The organism is Halomonas sp. HNIBRBA4712, from assembly GCF_043558675.1.
Lineage (GTDB): Bacteria > Pseudomonadota > Gammaproteobacteria > Pseudomonadales > Halomonadaceae > Vreelandella.
Genome location: NZ_JBIFXR010000006.1, coordinates 136,380 through 147,587 on the forward strand (window position 1 = coordinate 136,380; position 11,208 = coordinate 147,587).

General features: G+C 63.5%; 9 protein-coding genes and 2 tRNA genes. 1 reads left to right on the forward strand and 10 read right to left on the reverse strand.

What is annotated here, in order from left to right; all coding sequences use genetic code 11:
• Positions 1-209: 209 nt before the first annotated feature.
• Positions 210-2,294: a carboxy terminal-processing peptidase gene (locus ACGK9R_RS12885; RefSeq protein ID WP_394581848.1), complete on the reverse strand. Its 2,085-nt coding sequence runs from the start codon at positions 2,292-2,294 to the stop codon at positions 210-212.
• A 138-nt stretch (positions 2,295-2,432) separates the two neighbouring features.
• On the opposite strand from ACGK9R_RS12885, the gene ACGK9R_RS12890 reads away from it, so the two are divergent.
• Positions 2,433-3,755 (forward strand): M18 family aminopeptidase, encoded by a 1,323-nt coding sequence (locus tag ACGK9R_RS12890; RefSeq protein ID WP_394582036.1) that lies wholly within the window; start codon positions 2,433-2,435, stop codon positions 3,753-3,755.
• Between the two features lie 64 nt (positions 3,756-3,819).
• Here the strand turns inward: ACGK9R_RS12890 and ACGK9R_RS12895 are convergent.
• The 9 genes from ACGK9R_RS12895 to ACGK9R_RS12935 all read right to left on the reverse strand — a co-directional run bounded on the left by ACGK9R_RS12895 (position 3,820) and on the right by ACGK9R_RS12935 (position 11,107).
• Positions 3,820-3,896: transfer RNA gene (locus tag ACGK9R_RS12895), tRNA-Met, on the reverse strand.
• 71 nt (positions 3,897-3,967) lie between these two features.
• On the reverse strand, positions 3,968-5,059 hold the full coding sequence (gene ychF / locus ACGK9R_RS12900; RefSeq protein WP_394581850.1) for a redox-regulated ATPase YchF: 1,092 nt from the start codon (positions 5,057-5,059) through the stop codon (positions 3,968-3,970).
• 55 nt (positions 5,060-5,114) lie between these two features.
• The gene (gene pth, locus ACGK9R_RS12905; protein ID WP_394581852.1) at positions 5,115-5,696 is read right to left on the reverse strand and encodes an aminoacyl-tRNA hydrolase; all 582 of its coding nucleotides are present in this window, start codon (positions 5,694-5,696) and stop codon (positions 5,115-5,117) included.
• A 150-nt stretch (positions 5,697-5,846) separates the two neighbouring features.
• On the reverse strand, positions 5,847-6,494 hold the full coding sequence (locus ACGK9R_RS12910) for a 50S ribosomal protein L25/general stress protein Ctc (protein WP_394581854.1): 648 nt from the start codon (positions 6,492-6,494) through the stop codon (positions 5,847-5,849).
• A gap of 116 nt (positions 6,495-6,610) precedes the next feature.
• A complete protein-coding gene (locus tag ACGK9R_RS12915; RefSeq protein ID WP_394581856.1) occupies positions 6,611-7,552 on the reverse strand; it encodes a ribose-phosphate pyrophosphokinase in 942 nt (313 codons plus the stop codon).
• A gap of 57 nt (positions 7,553-7,609) precedes the next feature.
• Positions 7,610-7,684: transfer RNA gene (locus tag ACGK9R_RS12920), tRNA-Gln, on the reverse strand.
• A 29-nt stretch (positions 7,685-7,713) separates the two neighbouring features.
• Positions 7,714-8,583 carry a 4-(cytidine 5'-diphospho)-2-C-methyl-D-erythritol kinase gene (ispE, locus tag ACGK9R_RS12925; RefSeq protein ID WP_394581858.1) on the reverse strand — a complete coding sequence of 290 codons (870 nt, stop codon included), beginning with the start codon at positions 8,581-8,583 and terminating at the stop codon, positions 7,714-7,716.
• A gap of 3 nt (positions 8,584-8,586) precedes the next feature.
• The gene (gene lolB, locus ACGK9R_RS12930) at positions 8,587-9,243 is read right to left on the reverse strand and encodes a lipoprotein insertase outer membrane protein LolB (RefSeq protein ID WP_394581860.1); all 657 of its coding nucleotides are present in this window, start codon (positions 9,241-9,243) and stop codon (positions 8,587-8,589) included.
• A gap of 85 nt (positions 9,244-9,328) precedes the next feature.
• Positions 9,329-11,107 carry a tetratricopeptide repeat protein gene (locus tag ACGK9R_RS12935; protein ID WP_394581862.1) on the reverse strand — a complete coding sequence of 593 codons (1,779 nt, stop codon included), beginning with the start codon at positions 11,105-11,107 and terminating at the stop codon, positions 9,329-9,331.
• Positions 11,108-11,208 lie beyond the last annotated feature (101 nt).

Here is an 11,208-nt window from a genome sequence, read left to right on the forward strand (position 1 = left end):
AATCGTATTCAAATACCCGGTATGTGCTCAGGCCACAGTCGCGCCCAGTTTCGCACGTCCGCCAAAAGCCGGTATCCTCGCTCACGATTCACGATTCACGATTCACGATTCACGATTCACGATTCACGATTCACGATTCACCTTATCGTTCGCGCATTTAAAAACCGCGCCCGAATAGAGCGCGGCGTAAGAGTGCTTGCGATGGCGGCTTAGCGCTGTGCCATGCGCTGAGCGTTTTTCATATGGGTGTAGTCGAGCATGATCTCGGCGGCTTCGAGCACGTGGGCGCGGTCCACCGGCATCTCCTCGTCGTCTTCATCGGCTTCTTCGACGGGTTCGCCGCTGGCGTTATCCAGCCGTGCGTCGAGCCATTCGTCTAGCTCCGGCAGGCCAAGGGCGCGACGGCGCTGGTTTTCGAGCGAGAGCTGCTCGGCTTCCTGAGCTTCCAGCTCGCGCTGGCGCTGCTCGCGGTTCAGGCTCACGGTGGTGTGCTGCTCGCGAAGCTGGCGGGCCAGCGTCGACTGGCGCTCCAGGTAGCGGAAGTTCGGGTTATCGGCCGCACGCTGCTCGTGGCGGGTGGCCAGCGCCGGGATGAAGTCTTCCGGGTTGCCGTAGCGGCGGTACTGAACGTTTTGCACCGTATCCCAGGCCAGGGCGTTATCGAGACTGCTTTCGCCGATACGCTCCGGGTCGATCAGGCTCGGGAAGGCGATATCCGGCTCCACGCCGCGGTTTTGCGTACTCTCGCCGGAGATGCGGTAGAACTTGGCGCGGGTCAGCTTGATCTGGCCGTGGCTCAGGTCGTTGAGCGTCTGTACCGTGCCCTTGCCAAAGGTGTTGGCGCCGACCACCAGCCCGCGACCGTAGTCCTGGATCGCACCGGCGAAAATTTCCGAGGCCGATGCCGAAAGGCGGTTGGTGAGCACGGTGAGCGGGCCGTCGTAGAGCGTGCCAGCGTCGGTGTCGCCGTAGAGCTGGATACGGCCCTGAGCGTCGCGCACCTGCACGGTGGGGCCGCGGTCGATGAAAAGCCCGATCAACGAGTTGGCTTCCTGCAGTGCGCCGCCGCCGTTGTTGCGCAGATCGAGCACGATGCCCTCTACCTCCTGCTCCTTGAGCGACTCGATTTCACGGGAGACGTCACGGGTAGTGCTGCGGTACTCCTCTTCGCCGGCCTGCCAGGCGTCGAAGTCGACGTAGAAGGTGGGCACGTCGATCACGCCGATCTTGTGCGGCTCGCCGTCGCGCTCGACCTCGATGACTTCGCTATGGGCGGCCTGATCCTCGAGGCTGACGGTATCGCGGGTGATCTCGACGATGTGCGAGCGGGTCATGTCGACGGCCTGAGCGGGCACGACGTCCAGGCGCACGGTGGAGCCCTTCGGCCCGCGGATCAGGTCGACCACGTTGTCCAGGCGCATGCCGACCACGTTGACCATTTCGCCCTCTTCCTGGCCCACGGCAATGATGCGGTCGGCGGGCTCGAGTACGCCGGCGCGCTCCGCCGGGCCGCCGGGCACCAGGCTCGACACCTTGACGTACTCGCCTTCGGCCTGCAGTAGTGCACCGATGCCTTCCAGCGACAGGCTCATCTGAATGTCGAAGGATTCGCTCTGGCGCGGTGACAGGTAGCCGGTGTGCGGGTCGATGGTGCTCGAAATCGCCGCCATGACGATGCCGAACACGTCCTCGGACTCGGTCTGCTCCAAGCGCGTGAGCTGGCCTTCGTAGCGCTGGCGCAGATTCTCCACGATCTGCTCGTCGTCTTGGTCGGTCAGCGAAAGCGTCAGGGCGTCGTTCTCCAGGCGCTTGCGCCAGAGCTCGTCGAGCTCGCTTTCACGTGAAGCCCAGGGCGCCTCTTCGCGGTCCACTTCGAGACGCTCGTCGCTTTCGAAATCGAACGACAGGCCCTCGTCGAGACGGCTCAGAAGCCACTCGAGGCGGTCGGTGTGACGCTCGCTTAGAAGGTTGTAGAGCTTGAACACCTCGTCGAGCTCGCCTTCGAACAGCACCTGATCCATATCCCCTTCGAGGTGGCGGTACGGTTCGATGTCGCGTCTGAGTAAATAGCTTCGCTGGTTGTCCAGAATATCCAGATAACGCTGGAAGGCCTCCTGAGACCACTGGGCGTCGAAGTCGATGTTGGCGTAGTGGCCGTAGCGCAGTGCGTCTCCTATTTCGACTGCCGCTTGGCGCTGCTCGTCGGTCGGCGCGAGTTGCGCCATTGCCGGGCTGGTGATTACCAGCATCACGGCAGCAGCGGCCGAGCGCGTAAGCGTTACAAACAAGCTCATCAGTCAGGCTCTCCCGGAATTTATGGTCACTCGTGTCCTCTGGACATTCAGTCAGCCCATGAGTTGCGCAGGCCAGGAACATTGTAGCAGGTCATCTACTCTGTGATACTCACTGATTTTCTGATAGAGGGCATTGATTTGACCGCGCTCGACACTTCTTTTGACGCGCCGCGTTTGGCGCGGCTATGCGATTTTCTGGCGAGCTCGCCCACGCCCTGGCACGCGACCCGCTCGATGGCCCGCCGGTTGGAGGAAAATGGCTTCATCCGCCTGGACGAGCGAGCCGACTGGGCGCTCGAGCCGGGCAAGCGCTACGTCGTGACCCGTAACGACTCTTCGATCATCGCTTTTCAGTTGCCCGCCGGCAATACAACCGGTATTGAAAGCTTTCGCATGATCGGCGCGCACACCGACAGCCCCGGGTTGAGGTTGAAGCCCGAGGCGACCCAGCGTTCGGCGGGCTGGCTACAGCTTGGCGTGCAGGTCTACGGCGGCGTGCTGCTCGCGCCCTGGTTCGACCGAGACCTGGGCCTGGCCGGGCGGGTGCACGTTCGCCACGCCAACGGCCGGCTCGAAAGCGTGCTGCTCAACGTGGCGGACCCGGTGGCCATGATCCCGAGCCTGGCGATCCATTTGGATCGTGATGTCAACGCCGGCCGAGCGGTCAACCCGCAGACCCAGATGGCCCCCGTACTGATGCAAAGCGGCGACGCCACGCTCGACTCCCTGTTGAAGGATTGGCTTGCCAAAGAGCACGGCTTGAAAGAGATCGAGATCGTCGATTTCGAGCTCGGCTTTTACGATCTACAGCCGCCGTCGCTGGTGGGGGTAGGGCGCGAGCTGGTGGCCAGCGCCCGGCTCGATAACCTGCTCTCCTGTTTCATCGGGTTGGAGGCGCTTTTGGAATGCGACGGCGAGCAGGGCGCGCTGCTGGTCGCCAACGATCACGAGGAAGTGGGTAGTGCCAGCGCCTGCGGCGCTCAGGGGCCGTTTTTGGGCGACGTGCTCCGGCGCATCAACGCTCAGGTCGGGAAGGGCGGCGAGGAGGCGCTGATTCAGCTGATTCAGTCGTCGCTGATGATCTCTTGCGACAACGCCCACGCGCTGCACCCCAATTTTCGCGACAAGCACGACGAGCGCCACGGCCCGGCCATCAACGGCGGCCCGGTGATCAAGGTCAACGCCAGCCAGCGCTACGCGACCAACAGCGTGACCGGGGCGCTGTTTCGCGACGTGTGCCGTGAGGCGGACGTGCCGGTGCAGTCGTTTGTCACCCGCGCCGATATGGGCTGCGGCAGCACCATCGGCCCCATCACGGCCACCGAAATCGGCGTGCCGACCATCGACGTGGGCGTACCGCAGTGGGCGATGCACTCGATTCGTGAAACCGCCGGCACCCGTGACGTCGAGCACCTGACCCGGGCATTGGTAGCGTTTCTGAACCGTCCGACGCTTTATTGAGGCGAGTACTTTCTACCGGCGCACAAAAAACCCGCTAACCGAGGTTAGCGGGTTTTTTTGAAGCTGGTGGCTACACCCTGATTTGAACAGGGGACCCCATCATTATGAGTGATGTGCTCTAACCAGCTGAGCTATGTAGCCGTTCAACGGGGGCGAATATTACAAAGCGCGCCGCCGCCCGTCAAGTGATTTTCCCCTTGCGCTCGAAAACGTTAGACGTTGAAGCGGAAGTGAATCACGTCGCCATCCTTGACGATGTACTCCTTGCCTTCCAGGCGCCACTTGCCGGCATCCTTGGCGCCCTGCTCGCCGCCAAGTGCCACGAAGTCGTCATAGGCGATGACCTCGGCGCGGATGAAGCCTTTCTGGAAGTCGGTATGGATGACGCCGGCACCTTCCGGGGCAGTGGCGCCCTGTTTCACGGTCCAGGCGCGCACTTCCTTGACGCCGGCGGTGAAGTAGGTCTGCAGGCCCAGAAGAGCGTAGCCGGCGCGAATCACGCGATCGAGTCCCGGCTCCTCCATGCCCATCTCTTCGAGAAAGACGCTGCGCTCTTCGTCGTCGAGCTCGGCGATTTCGGCTTCGAGCTGGTTGCACACCGGCACCACCACCGCGCCTTCTTCCTCGGCGATCTGATTGACGATATCGAGATACGGGTTGTTCTCGAAGCCGTCCTCGTTGACGTTGGCGATGTACATGGTCGGCTTCAGGGTTAGAAAGCCGAAGCTTTTCACCTGCTGCTTTTCGTCGTCGGAAAGCCCGAAGCTTCGAAGCGGCATGCCTTCGGCCAGGTGCGGCTGGATCTTGTCCAGAATGGCCTTGGTCGCCGTGGCGTCCTTGTCGCCACCTTTCACCGAGCGCACCAGCCGCTGGCTCGCCTTCTCGACGGTGTCGAGATCGGCCAGCGCAAGCTCCAGGTTGATGGTCTCGATATCCGCGCGCGGGTCGACCTGGTTGGCGACGTGGATCACGTTGTCGTTATCGAAGCAGCGCACCACGTGGGCGATCGCCTGGGTTTCGCGGATGTTGGCCAGAAACTTGTTGCCCAGCCCCTCGCCCTTGGAGGCGCCGGCCACCAGGCCGGCGATGTCGACGAACTCCATGGTAGTGGGCAGCACCTTCTGGGGTTTGACGATCTCGGCGAGCTTGTCCAGGCGCGGGTCGGGCATCGGCACGATGCCGACGTTGGGCTCGATGGTGCAGAAGGGGAAGTTCTCCGCATCGATGCCGGACTTGGTGAGCGCGTTGAAGAGCGTGGATTTGCCTACGTTGGGTAGGCCAACGATACCGCAGTTAAAACCCATAAGAGTGTCCTGACCGGGGGCTTTGCTAAAGCCGCCTTGAAGTGAAAACGTCTGGCTATTTTACGCTATGTAGCTGGTTCATGGCTTTCGCCCAGTCGCCGGCAAGCGCCAGGGGAAGCGTCGTTTCGCAGGCATCGAGTGCGCGCTCGATCGCCTCCTGCTCGGCCTTGCCCGGGCGGTTCAGCACGTAGTGAACCACTTGGCGCGCCTCGCCGGGATGGCCGATGCCGATACGCAGGCGATGAAAGGCGTTCTGGTTGCCGAGTGCGCTGATGATATCGCGCAGGCCGTTGTGGCCGCCGTGGCCGCCGCCGGTTTTATAGCGCGCCTGGCCGGGGGGCAGGTCGAGCTCGTCGTGCACCACGAGCAGGTTGTCCGGGGCGAGTTTATAGAACTGGCAAAGTGCGGCCACGGCGGCGCCGCTTCGATTCATGAAGGTGGTGGGATTCAGAAGGTGCAGCTCGTGATCACCCAAGCGCGCTTTGGCGTAGAGGCCAAGAAACTTCTTTTCCGGGCGCAGCTCGGTGTGGGCGCGCCGCGCCAGTGCGTCCACCAGCCAGAAGCCTGCGTTGTGGCGCGTCGCGTCGTATTCGGGGCCGGGATTGCCCAGCCCAATGATCGCCGTTACCTGGCTCATGGTCCCCTCCATCGTTCGACATGATCTTCGTTCGATATGAACTCGGCCGCTCGCCGGACAAAAAAAATCAAGCGCCGAAGCGCTTGATTTTAGCATTCATGGGCCATGCGGGCATGGCCCAATCTGCACGGGTAGCGGGTCGGGCGGCGCTTATTCGGCGCTGCCTTCTTCGCTTTCACCTTCGCCCGCTTCGCCTTCGTCCTCTTCTTCAACACGATCCTTGATCGCGGTGATGTTGAGGATGGCGTGGTCGTGCTCTTCACCGTGGGCCAGGTCGACGGAGGTCACGCCGGCCGGCAGGGTCAGATCGGACAGGTGCAGGGTAGTACCCAGCTCGACCTTGCTGATGTCGATTTCCAGGTAGTCCGGCAGATCCTTCGGCAAGCAGCTGATCGCCACTTCGGTGTTCAGTACGTGCAGTTCGCCGCCTTGCTCCTTGATGCCGACACACTGTTCTTCGCCCACGACGTGCAGCGGCACGTTCATGGTGATTTCGTGAGTCGCGTCAACGCGCATGAAGTCGGCGTGGGTCAGAAGCGGCTTGTAGGGGTGACGCTGAAGGTCACGTACTACAACCTGCTCCTGCTGGCCGGCCACGTCAAGCGTGATGACCGAGGAGAAGAAGGACTCGTCTTCGATCGCCTTGTAGAAGGCGGTCTTTTCGACGGCGATGGACTGCGGCGCTTTTTCGCCACCGTAGATCACGGCGGGTACTTGCTGGTTCGCACGACGCAGGCGGCGGCTCGCACCTTTCCCCAGGTCGTTACGAACGTCGGCTTTCAAGGTAAAATCGGACATGTTGGTCCCTCGTGGTTTAAGTAGGAAAGCCCCGCCGACCGCGACCAGTCGACGACGCTTTCAGGGCCCCGGATGGGGGCTATAGCGTCAGGCAGTGTCCGCATTCGCGAGAGCGATTAGTGGAACATCGCGCTGACGGATTCTTCGTTGCTGACCCGGCGAATCGCTTCCGCGATCAGCCCGGCAACGCTGAGCTGACGAATCTTGCCGCTGCGCCGCGCGTGCTCGGCCAGCGGAATGGTGTCGGCCACGACCACTTCGTCGAGCACGGAGTTGGTGATGTTATCGATCGCCGGGCCCGACAGGATCGGGTGGGTGGCGTAGGCCACCACGCGGGCGGCGCCGTGATCCTTGAGCGCTTCGCCGGCCTTGCACAGCGTACCGGCGGTATCGATCATGTCGTCGACCACCACGCAGGTGCGGCCTTCGATCTCACCGATGATGTGCATCACCTGGGCCTGGTTGGCCTGGGGGCGACGCTTGTCGATAATGGCGAGATCGGCATTGAGCTGCTTGGCGATGGCGCGCGCGCGCACCACGCCGCCGACGTCCGGCGACACTACGACCAGGTCGTCGTAGTTCTGGCGCTCGATGTCGTCGAGCAGAATCGGCGAGCCGTAGACGTTGTCCACCGGCACGTCGAAAAAGCCCTGAATCTGGTCGGCGTGCAGGTCCATCGTCATAACGCGGTCGACGCCGGCTTTCACCATCATGTCGGCCACGACCTTGGCCGAGATGGGAACGCGGGCGGAGCGTACGCGGCGATCCTGACGAGCATAGCCGAAGTAGGGCACGACCGCCGTGATGCGCGTCGCCGAGGCGCGGCGCAGCGCATCCACCATCAGGATCAATTCCATCAGGTTGTCGTTGGTCGGGGCACAGGTGGACTGAAGAATGAAGACATCCTTGCCGCGCACGTTCTCATTGATCTCGACGGCGATCTCGCCATCGCTGAACTGACCCACCGTTGCGTTGCCCATCCGGCTGTCCAGGCTTTCAGCAATCTTGTGAGCGAGTTCGGGATTGGCGTTCCCGGTGAAAACCATCAATTTTGACACGTGCAGCCACCTTTGCAGTGTTGGGGAGTCAGGGGAGAAAACGATAGATCATCGGGCTGGCTGGGGTACCAGGATTCGAACCTGGGAATGCCGATACCAAAAACCGGTGCCTTACCACTTGGCGATACCCCAGCAATGACCCAACGTATGATGGGGCGCGGTTAGCGGCCCAGCGCATCGTGTAGAGGAGAGGTGTTGAGCCCGCGCGCTACCCACGTCTTGTAGCGCTGCCCCGCCTGGTCGGCGACCGATCTGGCGGCATCCTCGTTTGCAAAGGTTGCAAACAGACATGCCCCGGTGCCGGTCACGCGAGCGGGTGCGAACTGCTCCAGCCACTCGAGCGCACAAGCGATCGGCGGATAGCGTTTTTTGACCGTGTCTTCACAGTCGTTACGCCACGTAGCCGCTCCCCCCTGCAGTGCGCGCGCCATAGTAATGGGGCGGCTTGCGCGTGTCAATTCCGGGTCCTGGAATATCGCCGGGGTCGACACGCTCACCCCCGGGTGAATCACCACAAACCAAGGTGTGTCCAGAGTGACCGGCGTAAGCCGTTCTCCCACGCCCTCGGCCCAGGCGCTGTGACCGTGGACGAACACCGGCACGTCGGCACCAAGCGCAAGCCCGATGTCGGCCAGCCGCTCGTTGGAAAGCCCAAGCCCCCAAAGCCGATTGAGCCCCAAAAGCACCGTGGCGGCGTTGGAGCTGCCGCCGCCCAGGCCTCCGCCCATCGGCAGGCACTTGTCGATGGCAAGAGTGACCCCGAGTCGTGAATCCCGGCGGTAGGGGTAAAGCTTGCGCGCGGCGCGCACCATCAGGTTGTCATCGAAGGGAACGCCTTCGACCGGCTTGCTCAGGGTGATCTCGCCATCGTCGCGCAGCGTGAGCGTGATCGAATCAGTCAGGTCGACGAGCTGAAACAGCGTTTGCAGCGTATGGTAGCCATCCTCGCGGCGCCCGGTAATGTGTAGCAGGCGGTTGAGCTTGGCCGGCGCCAGAAGGGTGAGCGGCCCCGGTGTGGGTGCGTTACTCACCGCTTACTCCTGCTCGTCGCGCGGGCGCCACTGGTTGACGATGAGCGTGATGCGCACGTCGTCATAATTCATGACCAAACGCCGCGGCAGCCACAGGTCATCGACCTCTTCCCAGTCGCGGTAGACGACTTCCCAGCCATCCTGCTCGAGACGCGTGGGAAAGCCGAGCTCGTCGGTGTCGAGCGCGTAGTCGGAGTCGCTGCCCGGAAGCCCCCGTACCCAGTCCGGCATGGCACGTACCGGCAGCGACCAGCCAAGCTGCTCCTGCATCAGCGCCTCCGGTGTTTCGGCCTCGAAGCGGCCTTCGCCGGTGGTGAGCGAGAAGCGGCCTTCGCGGCCTTCGAGCACACTGCGCCCGCCGCCGAAGGGGCCGCTGATCAGCATACGGAAATAGAAAGGCGTCTGATTCCAGTCGAGGTTGGCGCTGGTGGTTTCCTGGGGCGTGCGCAGACCCGCCTTGCCCACCAGTGTCCAGCTGTCGAACGCTTCGACGGCCTGCTGTTGGCGCTCCCATTGGCCGGCCTGGCGGCCGCTTTCGTCCATCATTGCACTTTGGGTGGCGCAACCGGCCAGCGCCATGAGTGCGGCGCCGGCGAGCAGGGCACGCGCCGGGCGGGCGCAGCCTTCGAAAAATGAGCCGTTCAAGCGGTGGGTCAACATGATGAAACTCCGTGTCGGTGGTGCATTCTGATTCCTTCAGACTGATTCCTTCAGAATGGAAGGGGTAAGGTAGCGTTGCGCTGATCTAAAGAGCGCCTAGCTCCGGGTGGCGGCTTAGCAGCTCGTCGATGGCCGGGGTGCCGCCAGGCCCGGTTTGAAAGCGGCGAAGAATTCCCCGGGCCTCCTCGGTGCGGCCAAGTGCGTGCAGCACCTCGGCCAGGTGGGCGGCGACCTCCTGGTCCGGCATCTGGGCAAAGGCACTTTCGAGCCAGGCGAGTGCCTCTTCCGGTTCGCCCTGCTTGAAGTAGGCCCAGCCCATGCTGTCCAGAATCGCCGGGTTGCCTGGCTCGATTTGGTAGGCGCGCTCGATGAGTTCGCGCGCCTCGGAAAGCCTGGCCGGTGGGAAGGCGTCGGCCAGGGTGTAGCCCAGCGCGTTGAGCGCGTTGGCGTTGTTGGGCTCCAAGCGAATGACTTCGCGCAGGTCGCGCTCCATGGCGTCAAGATTGCCGCGCTCGAAGGCGCGCATCGCCCGCAGGTAGCGAAGGGTGGTGTCGGCGGGAGTGCGCGCAAGTTCCCGGTCGATCAGCGCTTCGGCTTCGCCGCTCAGGCCGAGACCGTCGAGCAGCTGGACCTCCAGCAGCACCAGGTCGCTAAAGTAGGTGTCGTGGCGCATGCGCTCGATGCGCAAGAAGGCGCGGGCGTCGAGCAACCGGTCCTGTTCGATCAGCATCTGCGCGGCGCTGGCGCGGGCGGGCAGGAACTCGCTGCCTTCACGTACCTGGCGGTAGTAAAGCAGGGCGTCGTCGATGTCGCCTTCGGCCCGGGCAATCGCGCCGAGCAGGTAGTAAGCGAGATCCGGAATGTCCTCCTCGCCGATCAGCGGCTGCAATAACCGGTAGGCGGGTGCCGGATGACCCTCTTCCAGGTAGAGCTGGGCCAGCGCCACGCGCAGTTCGAGCCCGCCGCCGTGGCGCTCGAGCAGTGCGTCGGTCTGCTCCTCGGCCGCGGTGATGTTGCCAAGGCGAATATTGGCCTGGGTCAGCATCAGGATGAAGCGCACGTCGTTTGGGGCGAGCAGCAGTCCCTGGCGGGCGGCGCTGCGGGCGGCCTGGTGGTCGCCGGTTTCCAGCGCTAGCCGGGCGCGGGCGAGCCATAGCGCCTCGGACGCTGGCGCCTGATCGGCGACCTGGTCGAGCCGCGCGCGGGCCTGAGCGGTGTTACCAAGCGCCGCCTCCATGAGCGCCGTGCCGAGCAGCACGTCGGTGTGCGTTTCGAGCTCGGCTTCGGTCGGGGCGATCATGACGTTGTCGTCGAGATAGTCGCGTAATGGGCGCACCAGCAGGCCCAGCGGCGCCTGTTCGGCTACGGCGAGCTCGGCGAAGGTGGCGATATCGGCATTGCCACCGGCGGCAGCGATGGCCAAGCGCTGCTCCAGGCTATCGAGCCAGTCGCCGCGCTGAAGCGACAGGGTCGCGAGGAACTGATTCGGCCCCTGAGCGCTGGGGGCGAGCTCGCGCCAGCGAAGCGCCGAGGTCTCCATCAGCGCGGTGTCGTTGCCAAAGCGCGCGGCGAAGGTCGCGCGTTCGGCCAGTGCCGCTACCGGGTAGCGCTGTGAGGCAGCCAGATACCCCTGGCTTGCGCGAGTGAAGTCACCGCGCTGGCCGGCCATCTCCGCGGTCAAGAGCGTGCGCAGACCCTCGGCGTCGAGCCCCCGGGTAATGGGCGGGGCGGAAGCCATCGAGTCGTCTACGAAGATCGGCAGGCCGCTATACGAGCCCTGGGGCGTCGCCTGGCAGCCGCTTATCAGCAGCGTCAGCGCCAGAGGCCAGTGGGGTAACCCCGGTAATGTCGCGCGAAAGGGCATGCGTATCTCAATCAAGTGGCCGAATTGTCAGCATAGCGGCTTGCTGGCCTGCGGCAAAGTGGTGACACCCGAACAGGGCGATTTGTGGTAGAATGCTACAC